The sequence below is a fragment of the Halorubrum salinarum genome (assembly GCF_013267195.1).
GTDB classification, from domain to species: domain Archaea; phylum Halobacteriota; class Halobacteria; order Halobacteriales; family Haloferacaceae; genus Halorubrum; species Halorubrum salinarum.
Genome location: NZ_CP053941.1, coordinates 2,515,748 through 2,540,593, shown reverse-complemented (window position 1 = coordinate 2,540,593; position 24,846 = coordinate 2,515,748). Strand labels below are relative to the sequence as shown.

Annotated in this window: 18 protein-coding genes, 1 tRNA gene and 2 rRNA genes; 11 read left to right on the top strand and 10 right to left on the bottom strand. The window is 70.1% G+C overall.

The genetic code is table 11. From position 1 onward, the window contains the following. Window positions 1–25: 25 nt before the first annotated feature. Entirely contained in the window at window positions 26–4,741 is a 4,716-nt protein-coding gene (locus HPS36_RS12970; RefSeq protein ID WP_173230460.1) for a glycoside hydrolase family 15 protein, read from the bottom strand. 128 nt (window positions 4,742–4,869) lie between these two features. Here HPS36_RS12970 and malA point away from each other — a divergent pair, with 128 nt between their 5' ends. The 3 genes from malA (at window position 4,870) to HPS36_RS12955 (ending at window position 9,620) form a co-directional block, all read left to right on the top strand. Then, complete coding sequence (gene malA, locus HPS36_RS12965) at window positions 4,870–6,975, top strand: alpha-amylase MalA (RefSeq protein ID WP_173230459.1); 2,106 nt, start codon at window positions 4,870–4,872, stop codon at window positions 6,973–6,975. Window positions 6,976–7,097: 122 nt separating this feature from the next. Further along, on the top strand, window positions 7,098–8,588 hold the full coding sequence (malQ, locus tag HPS36_RS12960) for a 4-alpha-glucanotransferase (RefSeq protein ID WP_173230458.1): 1,491 nt from the start codon (window positions 7,098–7,100) through the stop codon (window positions 8,586–8,588). Window positions 8,589–8,591: 3 nt separating this feature from the next. Further along, on the top strand, window positions 8,592–9,620 hold the full coding sequence (locus HPS36_RS12955; RefSeq protein WP_173230457.1) for a sodium:calcium antiporter: 1,029 nt from the start codon (window positions 8,592–8,594) through the stop codon (window positions 9,618–9,620). 47 nt (window positions 9,621–9,667) lie between these two features. Here HPS36_RS12955 and HPS36_RS12950 read toward each other — a convergent pair whose 3' ends face one another. Then, window positions 9,668–9,880, bottom strand: coding sequence for a PLDc N-terminal domain-containing protein (locus HPS36_RS12950; RefSeq protein WP_137716118.1), 213 nt, complete (start codon window positions 9,878–9,880; stop codon window positions 9,668–9,670). Window positions 9,881–9,968: 88 nt separating this feature from the next. Between HPS36_RS12950 and HPS36_RS12945 the strand changes: the two genes are divergently transcribed. The 6 genes from HPS36_RS12945 (at window position 9,969) to HPS36_RS12920 (ending at window position 14,834) form a co-directional block, all read left to right on the top strand. Beyond that, window positions 9,969–10,301: a hypothetical protein gene (locus tag HPS36_RS12945; protein WP_173230456.1), complete on the top strand. Its 333-nt coding sequence runs from the start codon at window positions 9,969–9,971 to the stop codon at window positions 10,299–10,301. Between the two features lie 87 nt (window positions 10,302–10,388). Next, entirely contained in the window at window positions 10,389–11,702 is a 1,314-nt protein-coding gene (locus tag HPS36_RS12940; protein WP_173230455.1) for a Zn-dependent hydrolase, read from the top strand. Between the two features lie 67 nt (window positions 11,703–11,769). Next, window positions 11,770–12,726: a mechanosensitive ion channel family protein gene (locus HPS36_RS12935; protein WP_173230454.1), complete on the top strand. Its 957-nt coding sequence runs from the start codon at window positions 11,770–11,772 to the stop codon at window positions 12,724–12,726. Window positions 12,727–13,009: 283 nt separating this feature from the next. Further along, complete coding sequence (locus HPS36_RS12930; RefSeq protein ID WP_173230453.1) at window positions 13,010–14,059, top strand: transcription initiation factor IIB; 1,050 nt, start codon at window positions 13,010–13,012, stop codon at window positions 14,057–14,059. 124 nt (window positions 14,060–14,183) lie between these two features. Then, the gene (locus HPS36_RS12925) at window positions 14,184–14,363 is read left to right on the top strand and encodes a DUF7836 family putative zinc-binding protein (protein WP_096392845.1); all 180 of its coding nucleotides are present in this window, start codon (window positions 14,184–14,186) and stop codon (window positions 14,361–14,363) included. A gap of 237 nt (window positions 14,364–14,600) precedes the next feature. Beyond that, window positions 14,601–14,834, top strand: coding sequence for a UPF0058 family protein (locus tag HPS36_RS12920; protein WP_004598519.1), 234 nt, complete (start codon window positions 14,601–14,603; stop codon window positions 14,832–14,834). A gap of 122 nt (window positions 14,835–14,956) precedes the next feature. On the opposite strand, the gene HPS36_RS12915 is transcribed toward HPS36_RS12920, so the two are convergent. After that, complete coding sequence (locus tag HPS36_RS12915) at window positions 14,957–15,397, bottom strand: DUF555 domain-containing protein (RefSeq protein WP_173230828.1); 441 nt, start codon at window positions 15,395–15,397, stop codon at window positions 14,957–14,959. 139 nt (window positions 15,398–15,536) lie between these two features. Continuing rightward, window positions 15,537–16,463, bottom strand: a complete 927-nt coding sequence (locus HPS36_RS12910; protein WP_137716112.1) for a DNA-3-methyladenine glycosylase family protein — start codon at window positions 16,461–16,463, stop codon at window positions 15,537–15,539. 93 nt (window positions 16,464–16,556) lie between these two features. On the opposite strand from HPS36_RS12910, the gene HPS36_RS12905 reads away from it, so the two are divergent. Beyond that, window positions 16,557–17,057 carry an SRPBCC family protein gene (locus HPS36_RS12905; protein WP_173230452.1) on the top strand — a complete coding sequence of 167 codons (501 nt, stop codon included), beginning with the start codon at window positions 16,557–16,559 and terminating at the stop codon, window positions 17,055–17,057. 68 nt (window positions 17,058–17,125) lie between these two features. Here HPS36_RS12905 and HPS36_RS12900 read toward each other — a convergent pair whose 3' ends face one another. Together HPS36_RS12900 and HPS36_RS12895 are read right to left on the bottom strand one after the other, a co-directional pair. Continuing rightward, complete coding sequence (locus HPS36_RS12900; protein WP_173230451.1) at window positions 17,126–18,700, bottom strand: sensor histidine kinase; 1,575 nt, start codon at window positions 18,698–18,700, stop codon at window positions 17,126–17,128. A gap of 60 nt (window positions 18,701–18,760) precedes the next feature. After that, window positions 18,761–19,648, bottom strand: a complete 888-nt coding sequence (locus tag HPS36_RS12895; RefSeq protein WP_173230450.1) for a DMT family transporter — start codon at window positions 19,646–19,648, stop codon at window positions 18,761–18,763. A gap of 135 nt (window positions 19,649–19,783) precedes the next feature. Here HPS36_RS12895 and HPS36_RS12890 point away from each other — a divergent pair, with 135 nt between their 5' ends. Beyond that, window positions 19,784–20,086 carry a hypothetical protein gene (locus tag HPS36_RS12890; RefSeq protein WP_173230449.1) on the top strand — a complete coding sequence of 101 codons (303 nt, stop codon included), beginning with the start codon at window positions 19,784–19,786 and terminating at the stop codon, window positions 20,084–20,086. Between the two features lie 24 nt (window positions 20,087–20,110). Here the strand turns inward: HPS36_RS12890 and HPS36_RS12885 are convergent, their stop codons facing one another. From HPS36_RS12885 to HPS36_RS12870, 4 genes are all read right to left on the bottom strand, one after another. Further along, window positions 20,111–20,944 (bottom strand): hypothetical protein, encoded by an 834-nt coding sequence (locus tag HPS36_RS12885; protein ID WP_235681708.1) that lies wholly within the window; start codon window positions 20,942–20,944, stop codon window positions 20,111–20,113. Window positions 20,945–21,212: 268 nt separating this feature from the next. Then, window positions 21,213–21,334 (bottom strand): 5S ribosomal RNA (gene rrf / locus HPS36_RS12880). A gap of 141 nt (window positions 21,335–21,475) precedes the next feature. Then, window positions 21,476–24,387, bottom strand: a 23S ribosomal RNA gene (locus tag HPS36_RS12875). Window positions 24,388–24,659: 272 nt separating this feature from the next. Then, window positions 24,660–24,731 (bottom strand) — tRNA-Ala (locus HPS36_RS12870). Between the last annotated feature and the right edge of the window lie 115 nt (window positions 24,732–24,846).

The window sequence follows — 24,846 nt, the reverse complement described above, 5'->3', positions numbered from 1 at the left end:
GCCGACCTGACCCGGCTGCGACGGGCTACAGGCGGAGCCGCTCGACGGCGGTCCCCGCCGTCTCGAAGTCGTCGTCGGTCGCGGCCGCGACCACGACGGTGTGCGCGTCGGTGTCCGCGTCGAGGTCGACCTCGAACGCGCCGTCGGCGTCGGGGGCGACGAGCCGGGACGCCTGCCGCGTGTGAACTGCCACGCGCGCGGCGTTCGTCTCACCGGCGACGACGACCGAGTCCTCGACGAACTCGGCGGTGGCCGTCAGGTCGGGACCGGCCGGGCGGTCGCGGTCGACGTAGCGGTCGCGGACGACGGTCGGCGTCTCGACCGGCTCGCCCGCGTCGACGCCGTGCGCCAGCCGGACGAAGCCGGCCATCGACCACGCGAGGGGGGTCGCCCCCCCGGTGCCCTCGCCGAACTCCCAGCCGTACTTCGTCGGGTGCTCGCGGTCCCACACCTGTTCGGGGAGCATCAGCCCGGAGTTGCCGAAGCCCGCCATCGTCTCCAGCAGCGTCTCGGGTTCGAGCGCGTCCTCGTCGGTGCCGCCGAAGGCGTCGGGGCCGTCGCCGCGGGCGCGGAGCTCGTACTCCCCGCGCTCGCCGGTGAAGATGGGCCACAGGCGGCCGCGGCCGTCGCCGGTCCCGGCCCACGGCGCGCCGGGGTCGCCGACCGCTATCTCGCCGTACGCGTCGCCGACGTAGCGGTACCAGGCGGCGCCGTGAGGCGTGTCGACGCGGATCGAGTCGTCGACGACGGCGACGGAGTTCCGGACCACCGGGTCGTCGGCGGGCTTGATCCCCAGCCGGACGAGTTCGAGGAAGCCGCCGTCGACGATCTCGCGCTCGTCGTACGTCGGGCCGTCGTTGGCGATGGTCCGGGGGCGGCCGGACTCGGGGTCGCCGTCGGCCGTGATCCGGAGGTAGTACGGGGTCCGGTCGTGGCGGTCGGTGCCGGTCGCGGTCGCGCACCAGTCCTCGACGCGGGCGGTCCAGTCGTCGGCGAGCGCGAGCCACGCGAGCGCGTCGGCGCGGAGCGACTTGGGCGACTCGGCCGCCCCGCTCCCCGCCTCGTCGGCCCCGTCGCGACGGTCGGCCTCGGCGAGCGCGAGCGCGGCGCCGCAGACGAGGCCCGCGATCTCGGCCGCGATGCTCGACGGCGAGTAGCCCGCCTCCTCCTCCCAGCGCTCCTGGGCGGTCTCGGGGCCGTTCTCGGCGATGTAATCGAGCGATCGGGCGACCTGGTCGTAGGTGTAGTCGGCGTCGGCGAGCGTCACGCCGCGCTCGTACAGCTGCCACGCCATCACGGAGGGGAAGCCGATGTTGTCCATCTGCTCGCCGCCCCACCGGGTCCGGCCGTCGATGTAGGTGTTCTGCGGGAGGAAGCCGTCGTCGTCCTGCTGGGTGTTGTAGAGGTACGCCAGGGCGTCGGCGCCGCGGCCGAGGTCGTCCATCTCGATCAGCGCCGTGAACACCTGGTAGAGGTCCCGCGACCAGACGAAGTTGTAGCCGTAGCCGCGGTCCTCGGCGGCGTACTCCGTCTCGCCCCACGGGACCGAGGGGCTCGCGATCCCCGCGCCGTCGTGGGCCTTGTCCTCGACGGCCGCGAGCGTCATCAGCGCGAAGCGGTACTGCGCCGCGAGGTCGGGGTCGTCCGCGACCGAGTCGGGGAGCTCGCGGTCCGCGAGCCACGAGCGCCACGTCTCGGCGTACGCGTCCGCGGCGTCGTCGAAGCCGCGCGCGAGCGCCCCCTCGGCCTCGCCCAGCGCGGCCGCGGTGTCGGCGTCCTCGGCGAAGCCGAGCGCGACCGTGTCCGCGACGGTCTCGCCGCTGCCGACGAGGCCGGCCAGAACGACGTTGCCGACCGCCTCGCCCGACTCCTCGCCGCGCTCGCCGTCGCCGAACAGCGCGTCGGCCGCCTCGCCGCCGGCCGCGAGCGCGCTCGCCCAGTCGAACCCCGTGCCGCTCGCCAGCGCGAGGGCGGGGTCGAACGGCTCGCCCTCGTCGTCGACGAGCTTGCCCGCGTCGCGGTCGGGGTCGTCCTTGCGCGCGAGCAGGTGCGCGCCGCCGTCGCCGTCGACGCGCTGGGCGCGGTCGTTCGTGCCGACGTTGGCGATGGTGGCGTCGGCGAGCGCGTACACGTCGTACTCGCGGCTCCCCTCGAACCGCACGTCCGCGAGGATCGCCGTCCCGTCGGTGTCGACCGCGTACTCGACCCGGAGCGTCCAGGAGTGCCCGTGGCCGTCGCCGGTCTCGCGGATCCGCTGGACGTACGCGAGCGCGTCGTCGGCCGCCGGCTCCGTCGTCCGCTCGATCGTCTCCGTCGCCGAGACGTGGCCCGTCTCGTCGAACGTGCGGATCGCGTACTCGGAGTCGGGGTCGGCGACGAGGAAGTCGAACGTGCGGACGTTCATCACGTCGATCCGCGGGAACCGCGCCTCGGTGAGCGCCCCCTCCGTGAGCGTGAACCACACCGGGACCGGGTCGTCGGCCTCGTAGTCGGCCGGCGTGCCGAGGCCGAACTTCCGGCCGGTCGTCCAGTGTGGCGCCGCCTCGGGGCCGCTCTCGCGGTCGTGCGGGACCGGGAGCTCGCCGTGGCTCGCCAGCGTCACGGTCGCGTCGATGCGGAGCGCGTGCGACCACGCGATGGGCGTCGCGCTGTCGAGGTCGCCGTCGTCGAACGCCTGCTCCGCGAACAGTCCCGCCTCGTTGACGAAGGGGCCGTCCGGGCCGCACAGCGCGTACAGGTCGCGGGCGTCCGCGAACAGCGGCCCGGCGGCCCCGCCGCGCTCGTCGACGACGCCCGCGAGCGTCGCCGCGGCCGTCGCGCCCCACAGCGTCGCGATGGACCACACCTTCGCGGCGCCCTGTTCGGCCGTGCGCCAGTCGTCGCCGGTGAACCTGACGAGCCCCTCGACCGAGGCGGTCTCGCGCCGGAGCGCGTCGATCGTCTGCCGGACGTGCGTGTTGACCCGGTCGAGGAAGCGGTCGAACTCCGTCGTCGCGACCGAGTCGACGCCGGCGGGCCCGGAGCCGTCGGTGGCGGCCGCGTCGCCGCCCGGCGCGGCCTCGTCGTCGAGCAGGGCGGCGTACTCGGCGGCCGCCGTCGCGAGCGCGAAGGTGCTGGCGTCGGCGCGGGCGTCTTGCCCCTCGTCGCTGGCGCGCTGGAGGAACCGCCCCGCGTCGGGGTTCCAGCGCGCGTCGAGGCCCGACAGCGCCGCGTCGGCGGCGTCGGCGGCGTCGGCGCGGAGCGACTCGTCGACCGGCGCCCGCGCCACCGCGGCGAACGCCCGGAGGTACTCGGCGCCGGTGTGGGTGAACCGACCGAGGGCGTTCTCCCAGCAGTTCTGACAGCGGCGCGGCAGCCCGTCGTCCTCGGTCGTCTCCAGGAGGAAGTCGACGGCGTCGGCGATCGTCTCGTCGATCCGGTCGCGCCACTCAGCGGGGAGGTCGGCCTCGCGGCGCAGCGTCGCGAGGAACGCGACGACCGTCGCGGGCTGGTCGAGCTGGTCGTTCGGGCCGGGTGTCGCGTTTGCGCCCTCGATCCGGGCGTTCGCCCAGCCGGGCGCGACCTTCCCCGAGTCGGCCCACACTCGGTGGGGCCACGAGCCGTCGGCGTCCTGCGTCCGGCAGAAGAAGCTCGCGGCCGCGAGCAGCTCCTCGTCGGCGTCGAGCCCGAGCTCCTCGCTCGCGTCGAGCAGCGCGGTCGACACCGTCGCCTCGTCGCGGAACCAGGTGTAGCCGTAGCCGCCCGAGGTGGAGTAGAAGGGGTCGAACTCGGGCGCGGCGATCCGCGCGCCGGACTCCGCGGTGAGCAGGTCGAGCGCGCGGAGGTCGCTCGCGATTACCGAGCGCCGGGGGGCGTCCTCGGGCACGTCCGGGCCGCGGCCGTCGGCGGCCTCGCGGAGGTCGTCGGCGTCGGGGTAGGCGGTCGCGATGTTCGACACCGCCTCGATCCGGCGCTGTCGGTCGATCCCGTCGGTGAGGGCGTCCTTCGCGTCGTCGCCGGTGTCGCGCGCGGCCCGGCGGTCGACGACGGCGCGGCCCGCGAGCGTGACGCGCTCGGTGCGCCCGTCGCGCTCGAACGGGGCGCGGACGACCACGTCCGGGGTGAGCCGCGAGTCCTCGCGCCGGTCGATCTCGCCGCGGTGCGGGAACCCGTCGCCGCCCTCGCCGAGCAGCTCGGGGATCGTCCGCAGGCGCTGGCCGTGGGCGTTCGAGAGGCCCGTCGAGGCCGTGAGGAAGTCGTGTTCGGTCCGGTGGTACACCTCGACGACGCCGCCGTCCTCGGGGCCGGCGCCGTCGTGGACCATGTTGCCGACGCGGCCCTCGACCATGTCGGGCGAGAACGCGTAGGCGGCGACGAGCTCGGCTTCTGCCGGGGGCGAGCCGCGCAGTTCGACGTGGGTGAGGTGGGTGTCGCTCACCACGAGGTCGAACTGGTGGATGGTGTAGCGGCCGGCGTCGTACTCGGTCTCGACGAGGGGGGTGTCGCCGTCGTAGTGCTGGCGGGTCGTCTCGAGGTCGTCGAACCAGCGGACGCCGCGCCCGGCGGTTATCCCCATCCGGAGGCGGTCGGCGCCGCCGACCTCGGAGAGGGAGTACGAACAGTCGTGGACGGTCCCGTCCGGCCCCACGTGGACCAGTCGGCCGTCGTCGCCGGTGAACGCGCCGGCGGTCATCGAGTGCTCCGCCGGGTAGCGCTCCCCGCGCCGACGTTCGTGCTCCGTAAGGGCGGTACGCAGTCGCATACCCGCCCTGCGCCTGCCGGAGTAAAAGCCTTGACGACCGCGGCGGGTAACCGCGCGGCCAGCGGCGCCGCGGCGCGGCCACCGTCACAAGAGCAACACCGAAGGCCCCGGGCGTCGATGGCCGTCACATGCACCACCCCGGACCCCCGCGCTTCCTCGCGACCGGCGAGCGGACGGAGCTTGCGCCGAGAGATCCGAACCCGGACGGCGCGTACGCGTGGCGCGTCGCCGACGCGCCGCCCGACAGCGAGGCGACCGTCGGCGACGGCCCCGTGACCGGGTTCACGCCCGACGTGCCGGGACGCTACCTGCTCGGCCTCGACGCCCCGGACGGCGACCACCTCCTCACCGTCCGCGCGTTCCCGGCGAGCTACGAGGGCGTCGACGTCGCGGGCGGGAGCGGGACCGCGATCCGCGACCGGGACGCGGACGACGCGCCGCGCGATTACGCCGCGCAGGAGCAATACGAGGGAGTCGACCGGCCGCGCGTGCGGGTCGACGCGAGCGTCGCGTTCGACGGGGACCCGGGCGAGGAGGGCGAACACGCCGGGGAGGCGGTGTTCACCGCGGTCCCCTCGCCGAACCCGGAGTCCTCGCTCGACGCCGACGACCTGACCGTGACGTTCGTCGTCGACGACCGCGACGTGGCCGACGCCGTCGCGGCGGGCCGCACGAACCCGCGGGACGCGCTCCGCGCGAGCGACGACGGTCGCGAGCTCCGCGTGCCGCTCGACGCGGTGCCGGACCGGCTCCGGGTACACGCCGTCGCGGTCGCGCGGGACCCGGGCGAGGACCCGCGCGTGAGCGTCGCCGACGCGGCGGCCGTCGAGCGCGCCGCGGGCGACCGGGCCGCGGCCGACGAGGCCGGGGGCGGCGAGCCCGTGCGGGTCCCGGACGCGCCCGACTTCGAGACGGTGCGGCTCAACGACCCGCCCGAGTGGACCCGCGAGGCCTCGGTCTACGAGGTGTTCGTCCGCACCTTCGCGGACGCCGACGAGGGCGAGGCGTTCGACGCCATCGCCGAGCGGATCCCGCGGATCGCCGACCTCGGCGTCGACACGCTGTGGCTCACCCCGGTCCTCGGCCACGACGGGAAGCCGCACGGCTACAACATCGTCGACTTCTTCGACACCGCCGAGGACCTCGGCGAGCGCGAGGACTTCGAGGCGCTCGTCGAGACCGCCCACGACCACGGGATGCGCGTGCTGTTCGACTTCGTCGCCAACCACACCGCGCGCGAGCACGAGTGGTTCCGGGACGCTTACCAAAACCCGGCGTCGCCGTACCGCGACCGCTACGAGTGGCAGGAGTCGGGCGAGCCGGGCACCTACTTCGACTGGGAGCTGATCGCGAACCTCAATCACGCGAACCTCGACGTGCGGCGGTTCCTGCTCGACGTGGTCGACGAGTGGGCGCCGCTCGTCGACGGGTTCCGCTGCGACATGGCGTGGGCGGTCCCCGACTCCTTCTGGCGGGAGCTCCGCGACCGCGTGAAGGACGTCGACCGGGAGTTCCTCCTGATGGACGAGACGATCCCGTACATCCCCGGCTTCCACGAGGGGATGTTCGACGTCCACTTCGACGCGACGCTGTACTTCCAGCTCCGGCAGATCGGACGGGGGGCGGCGCCCGCGGAGTCCGTCCTCGACGCGGTCGGCCAGCGCGCCGAGATCGGGTTCCCGGACCACGCCGAGTTCCTCCAGTACATCGAGAACCACGACGAGACGCGCTACCGCGTCGAGTGCGGCGACGCGGCCGCGGCCGCCGCGGGCGCGGCGATCATGACGCTGCCGGGCGTCCCGATGGTGTACGCCGGCCAGGAGATCGGGCAGCGCGGGCGCCGCGACGCGATCGCGTGGGACCACGCGCGCGAGGAGGTCCGCGAGCGCTACGAGCGCCTGCTCGCGGTCCGCCGGGACCACCCCGCGCTCGGGCCGGCCGGCGACCTCTCGCGCGTCGACTACCACGTCGCGAGCGGCGACCTCTCGGAGGAGCCGGTCGTCGCCAGCGGCGACGCCCACCCGGACGACGTGGTGGCGTTCCGACGGCGCGACGGCGACGACGACCTCGTCGTCGTCCTCAACTTCGCGCCGGTCGACGCGAGCGTCGCGGTCGACCTCGACTACGGGGAGCGCGACCTCGTCACCGGCGAGGACTGCCTCGTCGAGGACGGCGAGGGCACGGAGCGGATCCGCGTCGACGAGGTGGCGGTAGTGCCGGTCGCCGGGGAGTGAGCGGCTGCCCGGTCGCCGGGGAGGGAGCGGTCGCCCGGCCGCCGGCGCCGCACCGGGAATCTCACCCGGACGCGACCCGACCGGACGCAACGCTTGAGTCGGTGGGGATCGCAGGGGGCCGTATGCGATTCGACCGCTCCGACGCCGTCTTCTGTCACGTCACCTCGCTGCCGGGGGCGTACGGGATCGGCGACCTCGGCGAGGGCGCGCGCGACTTCCTCTCGTTCCTCGGCGACGCCGGCGTCGACCACTGGCAGATCTGTCCGTTCGGGCCGACGCTCTCCGTGGCCGGGGAGTCGCCGTACCAGTCGCCGTCGGCGTTCGCCGGCAACCCGCTGTTCGTCGACCCCGACGGGCTCGTCGCGGACGGCTGGCTCGACGAGGGCGACCTGACGCCGGTCCCCGACTTCCCGACCGACCGCGTCGACTACGACGCGGTCCGCGAGTACAAGCTCCCGCTGTTGCGGACCGCCTTCGACCGGTTCGAGGAGCGGGCGACGGAGGCGGACCGCGCGGCGCTCGACGAGTTCCGCGAGCGCGAGCCGTGGCTCGCCGACTACGCGCTGTTCCGCGCGCTCTCCGACGCGCGCCCGGAGGACGTCTGGACCGACTGGCCCGCGCCGCTGCGGACGCGAGACCCCGAGGCGCTGGCCGAGGCGCGCGACGAGCACGCCCGCGAGATCCGGTTCCGCGAGTTCGTTCAGTGGACGTTCGACCGCCAGTGGCGCGACCTGCGGGCGGTCGCGGCCGAGGAGGGGGTGTCTATCGTCGGCGACGTGCCCATCTACGTCGCGCTCGACTCCGCCGACGTGTGGGCGAGCCCGGAGGCGTTCCGGCTCGACGAGGGGAACCGCCCGACTGCGGTCGCGGGCGTCCCGCCGAACGCGGGCGACGACGGGCAGCGGTGGGGGAACCCGCTGTACGACTGGGAGCACCTCGCCGAGTCGGGGTACGACTGGTGGCTCGACCGGTTCCGCCGGCTGTTCGAGCTCGCGGACGTGGCGCGGCTCGACCACTTCCTCGGGTTCGCGAAGTACTGGGCGATCCCGGCCGACAGCGACGACCCCGCGGACGGCGAGTGGCGCGACGGCCCGGGCCGGGACCTGTTCGAGACCGTGGAGCGCGAACTGGGCGAGGCCCCCTTCATCGCGGAGGACCTCGGGTTCGAGGAGCCGGCGATGGAAGAACTGATGGCGGAGTTCGGCTTCCCGGGGATGCGCGTCCCGCAGTACGCCGACTGGTGCGCGGAGGGGAACCAGTACCAGCCGATGCACTACGGCGAGGGCGTCGTGGGCTACACCTCGACGCACGACACGGACACCTGGGTCGGCTACTTCGAGGACCTCCCGCCCGAGCAGCGCGACTGCTTCCGGTACAACGTCGGGTCCGACCCCGAGGAGCCGCCCGAGTGGGCGATCATCGACGCGGTGTGGGGGTCGGACGCGATCCTCGCGGTGACGACGCTCCAGGACCTGCTCGGGCTCGGCAGCGACGCGCGGTTCAACGAGCCCGGCACGCTGGCCGGCAACTGGGAGTGGCGCGTCGCCCGCGACGCGCTCGACGACGAGATAGCGGACCGGCTCTGGGAGCTGGGCGGGCGACACGTCCGGTAGCCCGTGACGGGGATCCTCCCCGACGCGCCGGTCGTCCACGTCCTCGTGATCGCCGCGGCGACCGGGCTGATCTGGGTCGGGAGCGGCTGGCTGGAGGAGGCCGCCGAGACCCTCGCCGGCTACTACGGGCTGCCGGCCGTCGTCCAGGGTTCGGTCGTGGTCGCGGTCGGGTCGAGCTTCCCGGAGCTCGTGAGCGTCCTCGTCACCGCCTTCACCGGCGTCTTCGACATGGGCGTCGGGGCGCTCGTCGGGTCGGCCATCTTCAACGTCCTCGTGATCCCCGCGGTCGCCGGCCTCGGGGCCGAGGAGGAGCTGGAGGCCAACCGGGCGATCGTGTACAAGGAGGCGCAGTTCTACATGCTCGCGGTCTCGGCGCTGGTCGTGACGTTCGCGCTCGCGGTCATCTACTTCCCGGTGTCGACGGATCCGATCGTCGGGGAGCTGCCGCGCTCGCTCGCGGTCATCCCCCTCGGGCTGTACGGGCTCTACCTGTTCATCCAGTACCAGGACGTGGACGACGCGGCGGCGGAGCGCGTGCGCGACGGGGTCGACCTCCGGCGGGAGTGGGCGAAGCTGGCGGCGGGCCTCGGGCTCATCGTCGTCACGGTCGAGCGGCTGGTCGCGTCGGTCGAGTCGCTCGGCGCGGCCTTCGGCGTCCCGGAGTTCCTCGCCGGCGTCACGGTCGTCGCGGCGGCGACGAGCCTGCCGGACGCGCTGGTGAGCGTCCGGACGGCGCGCGACGACCGCGGCGCGACGAGCCTCGGCAACGTCCTCGGCTCGAACACCTTCGACCTGCTGGTCGCGATCCCGCTCGGCGTGCTGATCGTCGGCGCGGTCGAGGTGAACTTCTCGACGGCGGTGCCGATGTTCGGCGTCCTGACGGCCGCGACCGTCCTGCTGTTCGTGACGCTTCGGACGGGACTCGCGCTCGGCGAGCGCGAGTCGTACGCGCTGCTCGCGGCCTACGCGCTGTTCGTCGCGTGGGTCGTCGCCGAGACGGTCGGAGCGACGAGCGTGCTGAAGGGCGTGTGAGGGCCGGCGCGGGCGGTCACGCTACGCGGTCGCCGGGAGGCGACGCTTCAGTAGGAGTTCCGGCCGATGATGAGGTACAGCAGGATACCGAGGATCGGCGCGAAGAACACCACGAGCGCCCAGAGCACGGGCGGATGATCGCTTCGCGACTGCGCGTCCGAGTACGTCCACACGATCATCGCCAGGTGAACGACGAGGAAGACGAGGCTGATCAGCAGGGCGATCCCGGCGGCCGCACCCTGGAGGAGCAACGGGGACATACCGCTCGGAACCAGAACGGCCCCCGACAAGTGCTTTCGGATCCGCGCCCGGCGAAACCGCTTTTCGCGTCGAGTGCGAACGTTCCGCATGGTGAACGCGCTGCGCGCGCTCGGCGCCGCGAGCGAGTGCCTCGGGGTCGTGCTCCTGCTCGCGTGGTGGCGAGTGGCCGGCGGCGAGGTCCGGGCCGCCCCGTTCGCGGTCGGCTTCGCGGCCGGCTACCTCTACCGGCACGCGCGGACGGTCGCCGGCTGTCGGCGGCTCCGAGGCGGCCCGGGGCGGACCGTCGGCGTCGCGCTGGCGTGGGCGGCGCTCGGGGTCGCCGTCGGGCGCTCGGTCGACGGCCCGGCGGCGAAGCGCTCGTTCGCCGCCGGCCTCGGAGCGGGGTCGGCCGGCTACTGGCTCGCGCGGCGGAACGAGTGACTGCGCGGCGCAGGCGGGGAACGGCGGCGCCGCCGAGCGCCCGGCCGGAGCCCGAACCGTTTTGATCCCGCGGCACCCGGTGCCGGTATGAACCTCCCAGTCGACGCGGACCGGCTCCGCGCGGACATCGAGGCGAACGCGGCGTTCGGCCGGGTCGAGACGGACGACCCCGACGCGCACGCGCGAACGAACCGAACGGGGACCGAGGCCAACCGGGAGGCCCGGGACCGGCTGGTCGCGCGCCTCCGCGACGCCGGCCTCGACGTGACCGTCGACGCCGTCGGGAACGTCCTCGGGACGTGGACCCCCGAGAGCGCCGACCCGGACGCCGCCCCGGTCGTCTCGGGGAGCCACCTCGACAGCGTCCCCGAGGGCGGCATCTTCGACGGGCCCCTCGGGGTGTACGCCGCGCTGGAGGCCGTCCGCGCGATGCGCGACGAGGGCGTCGAACCGGAGCGTCCCGTCGGCGTCGTGAGCTTCACCGAGGAGGAGGGCGGCACCTTCGGCAACGGCCTGCTGGGATCGACCGTCGCGACGGGCGAGCTGGCGCTCGACGAGGCGCTCGCGCTGTCGGACGCGGAGGGGGAGACGCTCGGCGAGGCGCTCGACCGGATCGGCTACCGCGGCGGGGACGCGGTCGACGCCGCCACGCCGACCGACGCGGAGGGCGCGCCGACGACGTTAGAGCCCGCGTCGTGGGGGGCGTTCTACGAGCTCCACGTCGAGCAGGACACGACGCTGGAGGCGGCGGGCGCGGCGGCCGGCGTCGTGACGACGATCACCGGGATCACCCACTGCGAGGCGACGATCGACGGGGAGGCGAACCACGCGGGCGCGACCCCGATGGACGAGCGGACGGACGCGCTGGCGGCCGCGAGCGAGTTCGTGCTGGACGTCGAGGCCGCCGCGAACGAGGTCGTCGCGTCGTCGTCGCCCTCGGCCGTCGGCACGGTCGGGTCGCTGTCGGTCGCCCCGAACGCGACGAACGTGGTCCCCGGGCGCGTCGAGGCGGGCGTCGACGTGCGCGACGTGGAGGCCGAGTCGATGGAGGCGATCGTCGACGCCGCGCGCGACTCGCTGGCGCGGCTGGAGCGCGAGCGCGGGGTCGAGACCGAGTTCGAGCGCCCGTTCGACGTGGCGCCGACGCCGATGAGCGACCGCCTCCGCGAGGCCGCTCACGACGCCGCCGACGCAGCGGGCCGCGAGGCGATCGACCTCCACTCCGGCGCCGCCCACGACGCGATGCGGGTCGCGCGCGTCACGGACGCGTCGCTGCTGTTCGCCCCGTCGCGCGACGGGATCTCGCACAACCCCCGCGAGTGGACCGACTGGGCCGACTGCGCCGCCGCGACCGAGGTGCTCGCCGGGGCGCTCGCGCGCGTCGCGACCGACGGACGGTGACGGGCGATTGCCGGAGCGGCGTCCGGGACGGCGCAACCGTTTTGCCGGTCGGCGGCGAGCGACGAGCGTGAGGCGTCCACTCGGGCTCGCGTCGGTCGCGGTCGGCCTGTTCGCGGGGATCGGCGGGACGATCGCCGGCACGACCGACGCGCTGGCGACCTGGCCGCCGATCGGCGGGTACCCCGCCTCGGTGGTCGTGGGCCGCTCGCTGCTCGTCGTCGCCGTCGCGGGGCTCGTGTACGGGAGCTACCTGCTCGCGGTCCGGGTGCTGACCCGGTCGGCCAGCAAGCGCCGGGCGCACAACGTCCGGAACCTGCTTCGACTGGCGTTCGGGGTCGTCGGGACCGTGGCGACCCTCGCGGTGGCGACCGAGAACTGGCTCGGCCTCCTGTTCTCGCTCGGCGTCATCGGGTTCGCGGTCACCTTCGCGCTCCAGCAGCCGCTCTTATCGCTGATCGCGTGGGTGTACATCGCGGTCAAGCAGCCGTTCGGCGTCGGCGACCGGGTCCGGATCGACGACGCGAAGGGCGACGTGATCGGCGTCGACTTCCTCGTGACGACGCTGTGGGAGATCAACGGGGAACTGGTGACGACGAACCAGCCCTCCGGACGGGTGGTCACCGTTCCGAACAGCGTGGTCCTGTCGTCGAACGTCGTCAACTTCGGCGGCGGCGGGTCGCCGTACGTCTGGAACGAGGTCTCGGTTCAGGTGGCCTACGAGACCGACCTGGAGTTCGCGCGCTCGGTGATGATCGAGGAGGCGACCGACCTGGTCGGCCGGGACATGGCCGAGGGGATCGCCGCCTACCGCGACGCGCTCGCGGAGACGCCCGTCGAACTGGAGGTCCACGACGGCCCGAGCGTCAACGTCCGGCAGGAGGAGTCCTGGGTGGAGCTCCGGGTGCGGTACCTCACGCACCCGCGCCGCGGCCAGCGCGTGAAGAACAGGCTGTACGAGCGGATCCTCGAACGGTTCAACGACAACCCGGACCGGGTCGCGTTCCCGGTGAGCCGTAGCCGATAGACCGGGAGAACCGCCGTTTTCCGGTCGGCCACGCCGTCCGGAGCGTCCGGGAGAGAAGTATTTATACGATCGTGCGTCGCGAACGGCGCGACCTGCGTCGTCGTGATCGGACCCCAACGGGGCGCCGTGACGGCCGTTTTCCTCTCCCTAAGGCGAATTTCGTCTTTCTCCCACCACCGTTGAGAGCGACACATTTATATTCTTTCGCCACTAACTACACGTTAACAGACTGGCGATTGCGGACCTCGCTGTATTTTCGTCGGGGGATCGTCGGAGCAAGCCCATGACAGAGACATACACCTACAGCGACGGCGGCACGGAACGAGACCGACTCGCGGACCGGGGCGACGCGTCCGCGACCGGCGAGCACACCCGAACGAGGGACGCGGCGGGAGCGGAGTCGACGAGCGTCGACGAGCGCACGGAGAGCGAGCAGATCACCACCTGTCCGGAGTGCGACGGCCGGCTCGCCACGGACACGGAACACGGCGAGACGGTGTGTAGCGACTGCGGGCTCGTCGTCGAGGAGGACTCGGTCGACCGCGGCCCGGAGTGGCGCGCGTTCAACTCCGGCGAGCGCGACAGCAAGTCGCGTGTGGGGGCCCCCACGACGAACATGATGCACGACAAGGGGCTCTCGACGAACATCGGCTGGCAGGACAAAGACGCCTACGGCAAGTCGCTCACGGGGCGACAGCGGCGCCGGATGCAGCGGCTGCGGACGTGGAACGAGCGCTTCCGTACCCGCGACTCCAAGGAGCGCAACCTCAAGCAGGCGCTCGGCGAGATCGACCGCATGTCCAGCGCGCTGGGCCTCCCGGACAACGTCCGCGAGACCGCGTCGGTCATCTACCGCCGCGCGCTGGGCGAGAACCTCCTTCCGGGCCGTTCGATCGAGGGCGTCGCCACCGCCTCGCTGTACGCCGCCGCTCGGCAGGTGGGGAACCCCCGGAGCCTCGACGAGTTCACCGCGGTCTCCCGGGTCGAGAAGATGGAGCTCACACGGACGTACCGCTACGTCATCCGCGAGCTCGGGCTGCGCGTCCAGCCCGCGGACCCGACGAGCTACGTGCCCCGGTTCGTCTCGCGGCTCGACCTCTCCGAGGAGACCGAGCGGCGCGCGCGCGAACTGCTCGACGACGCCGCGAACGCGGGGATCACCAGCGGCAAGTCGCCGGTCGGGCTCGCCGCGGCCGCCGTCTACGCCGCGGCGCTGCTGTCGAACGAGAAGGTGACCCAGAGCCAGGTGTCCGACGTCGCCGACGTCTCGGAGGTCACCATCCGGAACCGGTACAAGGAGCTGCTCGACGCGAGCGGCACCGTGAGCGCCTGAGCGGGCGACGACGATCGAACCGGCCGTGGGACCGGCCCGTCGAACCGACCGCGAGATCGACCCGCCGACAGTCGCGGATCGCCCGCCACACACGTTTTTAACGCGGCCGCCTGTACTGGGTGACATGGTTGACGCGTTCGTCAGACTCGTCTGTCCGGAGTGCGGCAAGGAGTGGCAGGACAACCCCGCCGAGCTTCAGGATCTGCGGTCCAACTTCAGCTGTTCGGCGTGTCACGCGACGCGCCGCCTGACGGAGTTCATGCGGACGGAACGCGACCTCGAGGCCGTCAAGCAGTTCCAGTAGCGCACCGCCGGCGACGACGACCGTCCGCGACGCCGCGCCCTCCGATCGACGAGTGACCGACCCCCTAGCGACGCCCGTCGCTCGCGAGCGGGCGATCGCCGCGGACGGTCGTAAACGATCCTGATCGATCTATCGAGAATCCACTTCTCCGCGCCGCTACTCACGAAATACGCGAACAGTATGGTAACGTGACTCAAGATAATAATATAAACCTCCGGTAGCAAAGGACTGGTACTCATGAAGAAGCAGGAGCTCATCCATCTTCACGGTCTCCTCGCGGAGGTACGAAAACAGTGCGAGTTCTGGGACGACGACGTCGACCTCGAAGCCTATGAAGAACTGGGCGTCAAGCCGACATCGATTCACAAGTCGAAGACCGACCACAAAGCCGCCGTTTTCAAGCTGACCGAGGGAATCACCGAGCCGATGGAGTCGTCCGAATCGGAGCCGCTGGCCCCGACGGCCGACTGAACCGTCTACTGCGCGCTACTCCTCGCCGACCGACCGTCCGCCGACTAGCGTCGTCGCCGCCGTCCGTCGCCCCGCGTCGTTCTCGCCCGCGGACCGTCGGTGCCGGAGACCGTTCTTGAGTCTCAGCGACCGTCGGCCGCCCCGTTCTCGTCGGGGTCGGACCCGTCGCCCGCCGACGCTGACGGCTCCTCGGCCGTCGGGGAGTCCTCCGGGCGGTCGCTCTCCTCGGGATCGATCTCGGTCACGGACAGCACTTTCAGCGGAATGTTACGGAGCCGCTTGCCGATCTCCTTGCGCGCGACGCGGCTGGCGTGTTCGTCGCGGTCGACGTTGAACACGTCCATCCGGAGTTCGAGGGCGACGAGCGCCTCGTCGGCCGCGACGAACGCCGGGTCGAGCTGCTCACCGCTCGGCGACGTCCGCGTGTCGGTGTCGATCTCGACGTAGTTGAGGTCCGGGTTGAGCATCTCGCCGGTCTTCGAGATGGCGATCCGGACCGCCTCGTCAGGGGTCTCCACGTCGTACACCGGGACCGCGGCCTCGACGACGACTCGACAGTCCATCACGTCCGAGCGTACCACGCGAACGAGTATCAAACTTCGGCCGGCCGCTTCTCGGCGGTCGACGCGGTCGGCGAGCGGGCGTCTCGCGGCCGCTCGTTCCCGCGGAGACGCCGGCCGTCCGCGGACGCGGGCCCGCCGCTCACTCCCCGCCGGCGCGGAGGTAGTAGAACACGTACGTCTGCGCGTAGCCGGCGAACTCGCCGCCGAACCGCTCGCGGATCGCGCGGGAGGTCGCCGCGTAGCTCCCGCGGTCGCAGTCGGGGTAGTACTCCTCGATGGTCGTGCGGATCCAGGTGTCGAGCGGCACCGCTTCGAGGAACCCCAGCGAGAACAACAGCACGCAGTCGGCGACCTTGTCCCCGACGCCGACGAACCGCGTGAGCGACTCCCGCGCCTCCTCGTAGGGGAGGTCGGCCGCCGCCAGCGGGTCGGCCTCGCCGCTCGCGACCATCTCCGCGGTGCGCTGGACGTACGGCGCCCGGTAGCCCAGGGAGAGGTCGCGGAGCTCCTCCTCGGTGCGCGCGGCCAGCTGATCCGGCGTCGGGAACGCTCGGTACGTCTCGTCGCCGAGCGCGACCGCATCGCCGTACGTCTCCCGGAGCCGGCGCTGCATCCCGTGGATCCGCGCGACCCGCATCTGCGCCGAGCAGATGAACGAGATCAGACAGGGGAACACCGGGTCCCGGGTCAGCCGCATCCCCTCGTAGGCGTCGTAGGCCCGTTCCAGCAGCGGCAGGTCGGGCGTTGCGTCCAGGATCGCGTCGAGGTCGTCGTCGAGCCGGAGCAGGTGCGTCAACAGCGGCTCGGCGTCCGTCGACGCCTCCCATCGCAGCGTGCCGTCGTGGACGCCGCCCTCCTGTCTGACCCGGACGGCGACCCGTTCCTCCGTCACCCCGGGAATCGGGTCGACGACGGTCTCGTACCACGCGTCGCCGCCGTGGGCGTGAAGCTCGTCGTAGGTCTCGCCGTCCGCGCGGTTCCAGAGGTAGCTCTGTCCGCTCTCCAGGGTCGCCTGGAGATCGAACGGTCCAGCCAGGTCGCCGACGTCGATCGCCCCGCGTTCCATCGTCTCGTCTCACACCGCCCGCGGACATGCGGGTTTCGGTCCCCGAACCGCCGCCGAGGACGGCTTTTTGTCCGCCCGCACCGTACCGCGGGTATGCCGACGTACAGGCGGACGACTCGGGTGCCGGCCCCGATCGAAGACGTGTGGGATTTTCACTCCACGGTCGACGGACTGCGAGAACTCACCCCGGACTGGATGCGTCTCCGCGTCGACGGCGTCGCGGGCCCGGACGGATCCCCCGACCCCGAGGTCCTCGTCGCGGGCTCGGAGATCGAGATGTCGGTCCGCCCGTTCGGGGCCGGACCGCGCCAGCGGTGGACCTCGCGGATCGTCGAGCGCGAGCCCGACGGCACGGCGTCTCCGGAGCGCTCCGCCCGGTTCGTCGACGTGATGGAAGGCGGCCCGTTCCGACGGTGGGAGCACACCCACGCGTTCTACGCCGACGGCGACGAGACGCTCCTCGTCGACACGGTCGCCTATCGGCTGCCGCTCGGCCCGCTGGGCGACGCGGTCGGGCCGATGGCGAAGGTGGGATTCGAGGGAATGTTCCGCGACCGGCACCGCCGGACCGTCGACCGGTTCACCGAGAACTGAGTAGATCACCGAGGACTGAGCGGATCGCCGAGAACTGACCGAGTCGCGGGGACGCCGCCGACCAAGCGTTACGGCGCCGCGACCCGCGTCGCGTCCGCGTCGAAGGTGAGTTCGAAGACGGCGCCGTCGTCGTTCCTGACGTCGATGTCCCACTCGTGCGCCTCGACGATCCGGTCGACGATCGCCAGGCCGATGCCGGAGCTGTCGGCCGAGGAGACGCCCGAGTCGAACACCGTATCGGCGAGTTCGACAGGGATGCCGGGCCCGTCGTCGGCGACGTACATCCCGCCGACGTCGCCGCCGTCGGTGATCGGGCCGATCTCTATCGAGACCTCCGGGCCGCCGTGGTCGATCGCGTTCCGGAAGAGGTTCTCGAGGGCCTGCCGGAGTCGGCTCGGGTCCGCCTCGACGCGCCCGATCTCGTCGGCGATCGTGAGCGTCGCGTTGGGCGCGCGCACCGAGCCCCAGGCGTCCTCGGCGACGGCCGCGATCGGCACCGGCTCCGTGTCGCCGATCGCCTCGCCGCGGCGCGCGAGCATGAGCAGGTCGTCGATCAGCGTCTCCATGCGGTCGACCGCGCCGCTCATGGCTTCGTACCGCGACGGGGTGAGCTCGTCCTCGGAGAGCGACAGATAGCCCGAGAGCACGTTCAGCGGGTTCCGCAGGTCGTGCGAGACGACCGCGCTGAACTGTTCGAGCTGTTCCGCCTGCCTGCGGAGCGCCTCCCGGCGGTCGTTGCGCGCGATCGTGTGCGCGATCAGGTCGCCGAGGGTGCGGTACAGGCCCACCTCCTCGTCGGCCCAGACGCGGCAGTCGTCGGACTCGAACGCGACGATGCCGCTGAGCTCCCAGTCGACGACGAGCGGGACGTGGACCGTCGCCGGCGGCCCCGCGAGGCCAACGTCGTCATTGCCTTCGGAGTCGTCCTCGGCCGGGGCGGACCCGCGCGCGACGTTGCCGAACGTCGACAGCAGGTCCGGCTCCGGGAAGTCCTCGAACGGCCTCGGCGCCGGGTCGAACCCCTCGGGACACCAGTCGTAGGCGGGGACGAACTCGCCGTCCTCCTCGCGGTAACAGACGATCCGGTCGAGCTCGGCGTGTTCGCCGACGTTCTCCATCGTCCACTCGATCTTCGTGCCGACCTCGTCGGTTCGCGTGCTCATGAGCGTCGTTCCGGCGTCGAGCAACACCTCGGAGAGTCGGGCGACGCCGTCGTCTCCGAGCTTCACGCGGTCGGGGGTCATCCGACTCCGGATCCGCTCCGTGAGCGGGTCGGCCGCGTCCCCTCCGACGTGGCTGCCGCGGTCGTCGGTCTCGACCACGTCGTCCACGTCGGCCGCCAGCAGCGTCCGGATCGTCGTCGTCGTCGCGTCCTCGACGAGCGCGATCACCGGCACGTGGGACGGCAGCGCGGCGAGCCCCTTCCTCACGTCGCCGTCCGTCGCGGCCGAGGCGGTGACGACGACCCCACACGTGTCTTCCAACGGCTCCTCGCCGTCTCGGTCGCCGTCGAAGTCGGCGGGAGCGAGCGTCCGAAGGGACGGGCCGCCCGCGCCGTTCCAAGCGGCCTCGACCGCACGGGCCACGCGTTCGCTGGCGCTCTCGTCGTCGCCAACGAACGCGACGACCGTTCGCCGGTCCATACTCGACCCACCCGTTCCGCGGTCTTGAACGTTTACCCCAAAATATCGGCGCTGAAAACGCTACGAGGAGCCCGCCGTCGCGGTGACGTAGATCCCCACGAGGACCACGCAGCCGCCGGCGACCGTCGCCGGAGTGGGCGTCTCCGACAGGAGCGCGGCCGCGAGCAGCGTCGCGCCGACCGGCTCACCGAGCAGCGAGACGGAAACGACGCTCGACTCCAGGTGCGCGAGCGCCCAGTTGAGGACCGTGTGGCCGAGTAGCCCCGGTCCGACCGCGAGCCCGGCGAACAGGAGCCACTCCCGGGCGGGGTACCCCGTCAGCGGGTGGCCGGCGGCGAGCACGAATCCGAGCAGGACCACCACGCAGACGCTGTACACGACGGTTACGTAGGGGACCAACGAGATCCGCTGCCGCAGCGAGCGACCGGCCAAGACGTACCCCGCCGCGGCGACGGCACCGGCCAGCGCCAACGCGTTGCCGTACAGCGGGCGAGGCCCGACCGCCACGCCCCCCAAGAAATCGCCGAGCGACATCGACGCCATCCCGGCCACGGCGACGGCGATGCCCGCGGCCATCCGTCGCGTGACGCGTTCGCGTAGCAGTAGCCACGCGCCGACCGCGACGAACACCGGCTGCGCCTGGACGAGCGTCACGCTCGCGGCGACGCTCGTCCACCGGAGGCTCTCGAACCAGGCCGCGAAGTGGACCGCGAGCGCGACGCCGGACAGCACCGCGAACGCGAGGTCGCGCGACCGGATCCGGCCGAACTCCCCGCGGTACCGCCACGCCGCCACCGAGGCCAGCGGGAGGGTCGTGAACAGCACTCGGTAGAACGCGGCGACCGAGCTCGGCGCGTCGCTCAGGCGGACGAGGATCGCGCCCGCGCTCACCGCGACGACCGCCGCCGCGAGCCCCGCCTTCGGCGACACCGCTGGCTTCGAACTCATCGAGTTTCCGGCCCTTCGAGCGGGGGGCGCTTACCGGTTTCGAGAGCCGAGCGTGCGGGCCGGCGCGGTCGCCGTCGCGTCCGCCGCCGAACCGACCCCGACGGTGATTTCACCCCCCGACGCGAACGACGGTCCATGTGTGCGGACACGTTCGGCGTCGGCATCCGCGTCGCCGAGACGGAGCTCCGAGTCGTCGTCGGCGTCCCCTCCGACATCGACGCCGGGTGGACCGATCCCGAGGCGTTCCAGTCGCTCGTCGCGGAGGCCGTCTGGGACCGGCTCGACAGGCGCCGGACGCTGGCGGCGGTCGACGCCCGGTACGACACCGGCGAGACCGCCGCCCTCGGAAGCGTGACGCTGGAGCCCGACGGCACAGTCGTGGAGACAGACCTCAGACGCGTCGGGGAGAGCGACGAGCGGGACGAAAAGGGCGACTGACGCGCCGAGTCGGGAGGCGATGTTTCACTCCTCGACGCCGTCCGCTTCGAGCGCCGCGCCGATCGCCCGCGTCCGATCCGGCCGGTACGCAGTGAGGTCGTATCGGGTCGGTCCCACCGTGTCGCCCCACGTCTCCAGCGCGCCGAGCGTGACCAACCCAGACAGGGTCGCCCCCAGCGTCCGCGGCGTCGTCTCCGGGTCGGCCAGCGCGGCGTGGACCTGCTTCGACTGCGGGTAGTTCCGGTCGCACGCCTCGATACCCCGCCTGGCCTCGGCCCAGTGACGACGGACGTACCCGAAGGTGGTGGGGTCGTCGCGCGAGAGCCGCTCGACCGCCGCCGTCGCGGCCGCGTCGGCGTCGACGAGGGCGTCGAGGCGGGACAGTAGCTCGGCGGAGCACTCGGCGGAACAGCCGAGCAGGACGCGGTTCGCCTCGTCGGCGAAGCGCTCGCGGAGACGACCCGCGAACGCGACCGCGGCGCCGATGCCCTCCCGCGCGGCGAGGGGTGCGAGGTCGTCGACCAACAGGTCGACCGTCCCCTCCGGAACGCCGTCGAAGTGATCGGCGACGGCGTCGAGCACGCGCTCGCTGTCGGCGTCACGGCCGAGCACCGTGTACGCGAGTCCGTTGTTCGGTACCACCTGCGTCGACGCGGTGGCCCCGCTCCGAGCGATGTCGTTCACGTCCACTGCCGTCTCCCGTGCCGGCGGCCCGGCCGCGGTTCGATCCCAACCCCTTCGCCACGCCTCGACGTCCGTTCCGAACAACACGGAGACGACGCGGTCCGAGACGACGCCGTCGCGGAGCGACGGCTCGTCGCCGCAGCACAGTCGAACCGCGTCGTCCGACCCGCCCATGATACCTTGACTTCAGCGACAGAAGTGATAAACTTACGGACGAAAGTATTAGTACTGATACGGTTCCGCCGAGACAATCTTCGACCCGACTCTCGAACGGCGCAGCGGCCGACGGAGTGTATCCTAGTCCGGCCGTCTCGATACACGCAGGCTACACTGGTGGGTCAACAGCTACCGAATCGGACGCGTCGCTGCGGCTCGTTAGATATGAAGAAAGCCCACGGACGCGCTGTCCGTGGGCTGTAATGGGAATGTTCCCGTATGAGTGGGGAGGCGGCGACTCGTGGTTCCCAGAGGATCGCTCACTCCAGTACTTCACGATACGCTGGTAGGCTTAACTTCCGTGTTCGGAATGGGTACGGGTGTTTCCCTACCGCTGTGGCCGCCTTCATGCCGACTCTCGGACTCGAACCGAGACGCTCTCACTACAGAGAGCGACGCCAGTGTCGGTCGTGGTTCGAAATCAACCGTGTGTACGTGCGATCCAGATACCGCCTGAACTCATGCGAGTTCGTGGCGCGTCAGCGCCAATGAATGTGGCTCGGTCTGTTAGTTCTCGTGGGCTTAACACCTCGTTGCCTCGGTGCGTACACCCCGAGTCTATCGAACTCGTCTTCTACGAGTGACCTCGGTGGTACCTCTTTTCCATGTGGGTTTCGAGCTTAGATGCGTTCAGCTCTTACCCCGTGTCGCGTGGCTACTCGGCATCTGCCCTTCCGGACAACCGATACACCAGTGGCGACCAAACGTAGTTCCTCTCGTACTATACGTTCGTTCACGTCAGGTACCTCACACCCCCAATAGATAGCAGCCGACCTGTCTCACGACGGTCTAAACCCAGCTCACGACCTCCTTTAATAGGCGAACAACCTCACCCTTGCCCGCGTCTGCACGGGCAGGATGGAGGGAACCGACATCGAGGTAGCAAGCCACTCGGTCGATATGTGCTCTTGCGAGTGACGACTCTGTTATCCCTAAGGTAGCTTTTCTGTCATCTACGGGTCCCATTCCGGAACCTCGTAGGTTCGCTAGACCACGCTTTCGCGTCAGCGTTCCTCGTTGGGAAGAACACTGTCAGACCATCTTTTGCTCTTGCGCTCTTCGCCGGATTCCCGACCCGGCTGAGATGATCTTCGGGCGCGCTCGATATCTTTTCGAGCGCGTACCGCCCCAGTCAAACTGCCCGGCTACCGGTGTACTCCTCCCGGAGTGAGAGTCGCAGTCACCGACGGGTAGTATTTCAATGCTGTCTGGGTGGCGTGCTAGCGCACGTACCTCTGTAACGACTCCTACCTATGCTGCACATCGGCGACCACGTCTCAGCGACAGCCTGCAGTAAAGCTCTATAGGGTCTTCGCTTCCCCTTGGGGGTCTCCAGACTCCGCACTGGAACGTACAGTTCACCGGGTCCAACGTTGGGACAGTGGCGCTCTCGTTTATCCATTCATGCAAGCCGCTACTGAAGCGGCAAGGTACTACGCTACCTTAAGAGGGTCATAGTTACCCCCGCCGTTGACGGGTCCTTCGTCCTCTTGTACGAGGTGTTCAGATACCCGCACTGGGCAGGATTCAGTGACCGTACGAGTCCTTGCGGATTTGCGGTCACCTGTGTTGTTACTAGACAGTCGGAGCGCCCGAGTCACTGCGACCTGCTCCGTCGAGAGCAGGCATCCCTTCTTCCGAAGGTACGGGACTAACTTGCCGAATTCCCTAACGTCGGTTCTCCCGACAGGCCTTGCCTTGCGCTGGCAGAGCACCTGTGTCGGATCTCGGTACGGACATCATGCTTGCCTTTTCACGGGCCCTATGTACGGCTGACTTTCGCTGTCTCGCGTTTCGCTCGCTTCGTGCCGTGACGGCTTCCACGAGTTTCCACGATTCGACCGGGCGAGTGCCCGGCTCAGCGTTCCACACGGCGTCGGCGTTTACTGCACGATGGCGCTGGAATATTAACCAGCTTCCCGTCGGTGTAGTCAAGTTGTGGTACACCTTAGGACCGGCTAACCCTCGGCTGAACGGCAGTGCCGAGGAACCCTTGCTCTTCAGGCCGTCGAGGTTCTCACCCGACTATCGCTGCTACTGTGACCAGGATTGTCGTTACTGGACGGTCCACACGAGCTCTCGCCCGGGCTTCCGTCCGACCAGTACGCCAACCTACGCGGTTATCCTTTCACGGATACGGCCAGGTCTCGGTGGTAGATTTGAGCCCCGATCATTTTGGGCGCCTCAAACCTCGGCCGGTAAGCTGTTACGCTTTTCTTAGCGGGTAGCTGCTTCTAAGCTCACCTCCCGGCTGTTTAGGGCTTGAGACCACCTTCGAATCGCACTTAATCTACACTTTGGGACCTTAACCCGGCTCTGGGTTGTTCCCCTCACGGTACACAGGCTTACCCCGCGCACCGGACTCCCTTCGTCTACAGCGCCTGCGGGTTTGGAGTTCGACAGGATGGCCGACTCCTCTCGGAGGCGGGTCATCCAATCGGTAGCTCTACCCCGCGGGCTACCTCGGATGAGGTCATGCTTCGACATGTTTCGGTTGGAACCAGCTGTTGCCAGGCTCGATGGGCCTTTCACCCCTACACACGAGTCACGAGAGGGTATTGTAGAACACCAACTCTAACAGGCCTCCACGTGGCTTTCGCCACGCTTCACCTTGCTCGCGCGTAGATCGCCTGGTTTCGGGTCGCACCCGATTGACTCCCCGCGCTTGAACACGGTGGCCCTCGCAATGCTGCGGCCGTATCGGTTTCCCTGCGCCTTCCCCGGTTCACGGGTTAGACTCGCCAATCAAGTGCACTCCCTGGGTCGTTTTTCAAAACGCACGACACGACGCCGGCTCGATTCTTTTCCTACTAGAGGATCGCTCCTCGGTCGTTTCAAGAATCGCCTTGTACGCCCTGTCGCTCGATCGCCAGCTGATTTCAGGCCCTATTGCACCGCCCTTTTCGGGGTGCTTTTCAGCGTTCGCTCACGCTACTTGTTCGCTATCGGTCTCGAGGAGTGTTTAGCCTTCTCAGGGGATGCCTGAGGTGTTCACAGAGGATATCCGACCCCTGCTACTCTGGATTTGACGCCATCTGTACTGACTTATCTTACGGGGTTGTCACCCTGTTTCACGCTCCGTTCCAGGAGACTTCAGATGAGTTGTCGAGATTTGGTTGTCAACCCGAACACCACATTGGTCCGAAGACCTTCGGTTTGGGCTGTGTCGCGTTTACTCGCGGTTACTGACGACATCGCTGTTGCGTTCTTTTCCTGCCCTTACTGAGATGTTTCAATTCAGGGCGTTCCCTATTGCGCGTGGCAATTGTTGAACGGATTCCGATTGGGAGATCTCGTGTTCTTTCCCTCCATGCGGGTCCCACGAGCTTTTCGCAGCTTGGCACGTCCGTCGTCGGCTCTCGAGCCGAGCCATTCACCAGCTGGCACAGTAGCCAGTAGTGTGTCAACGAACTCTCGAAGGAGAGTTGTTGACGGTGTCAAGTGACGTAATGTCACCCGACTGTATATGGTTCACTGACGTTCCACGAACTCGGATGAGTTCAGTGGACGTCTGGATCGCACGTATACACGGTTGTCATTGAATCGCCCCGGGTGTGACGGGGCGTTCGTCGAACCCTTCCCATCCGCGGTTTCCCGGGATGGTGCATCGGTCGTCGTGTCCGAACCGAGTCGCGTCTCCCACTTAAGGGGACGGATTCGCTTCGGACGGACATGGACTCACTGGGATTCGAACCCAGGGCATCCTCCTTGCAAGGGAGGCACTCTACCACTGAGCTATGAGCCCACCTTCCCCGAAGGGAAGGTCATGTCGCGTGTTGTGTGAGCCGTGGTCGTTCTGAAGTGTCCAAGCCGGTGGGTGGGCGGACTATACAGTCCAATGCGAATGAGTAGTGACCGTC

Bases quoted from the DNA above. Each gene is read 5' to 3' on its own strand.
- HPS36_RS12970 (WP_173230460.1), bottom strand. From the start codon at position 4,741: ATGCGACTGCGTACCGCCCTTACGGAGCACGAACGTCGGCGCGGGGAG.
- malA (WP_173230459.1), top strand. From the start codon at position 4,870: ATGCACCACCCCGGACCCCCGCGCTTCCTCGCGACCGGCGAGCGGACG.
- malQ (WP_173230458.1), top strand. From the start codon at position 7,098: ATGCGATTCGACCGCTCCGACGCCGTCTTCTGTCACGTCACCTCGCTG.
- HPS36_RS12950 (WP_137716118.1), bottom strand. From the start codon at position 9,880: ATGTCCCCGTTGCTCCTCCAGGGTGCGGCCGCCGGGATCGCCCTGCTG.
- HPS36_RS12945 (WP_173230456.1), top strand. From the start codon at position 9,969: ATGGTGAACGCGCTGCGCGCGCTCGGCGCCGCGAGCGAGTGCCTCGGG.
- HPS36_RS12940 (WP_173230455.1), top strand. From the start codon at position 10,389: ATGAACCTCCCAGTCGACGCGGACCGGCTCCGCGCGGACATCGAGGCG.
- HPS36_RS12930 (WP_173230453.1), top strand. From the start codon at position 13,010: ATGACAGAGACATACACCTACAGCGACGGCGGCACGGAACGAGACCGA.
- HPS36_RS12925 (WP_096392845.1), top strand. From the start codon at position 14,184: ATGGTTGACGCGTTCGTCAGACTCGTCTGTCCGGAGTGCGGCAAGGAG.
- HPS36_RS12920 (WP_004598519.1), top strand. From the start codon at position 14,601: ATGAAGAAGCAGGAGCTCATCCATCTTCACGGTCTCCTCGCGGAGGTA.
- HPS36_RS12915 (WP_173230828.1), bottom strand. From the start codon at position 15,397: ATGGACTGTCGAGTCGTCGTCGAGGCCGCGGTCCCGGTGTACGACGTG.
- HPS36_RS12910 (WP_137716112.1), bottom strand. From the start codon at position 16,463: ATGGAACGCGGGGCGATCGACGTCGGCGACCTGGCTGGACCGTTCGAT.
- HPS36_RS12905 (WP_173230452.1), top strand. From the start codon at position 16,557: ATGCCGACGTACAGGCGGACGACTCGGGTGCCGGCCCCGATCGAAGAC.
- HPS36_RS12900 (WP_173230451.1), bottom strand. From the start codon at position 18,700: ATGGACCGGCGAACGGTCGTCGCGTTCGTTGGCGACGACGAGAGCGCC.
- HPS36_RS12895 (WP_173230450.1), bottom strand. From the start codon at position 19,648: ATGAGTTCGAAGCCAGCGGTGTCGCCGAAGGCGGGGCTCGCGGCGGCG.
- HPS36_RS12890 (WP_173230449.1), top strand. From the start codon at position 19,784: ATGTGTGCGGACACGTTCGGCGTCGGCATCCGCGTCGCCGAGACGGAG.
- HPS36_RS12885 (WP_235681708.1), bottom strand. From the start codon at position 20,944: ATGGGCGGGTCGGACGACGCGGTTCGACTGTGCTGCGGCGACGAGCCG.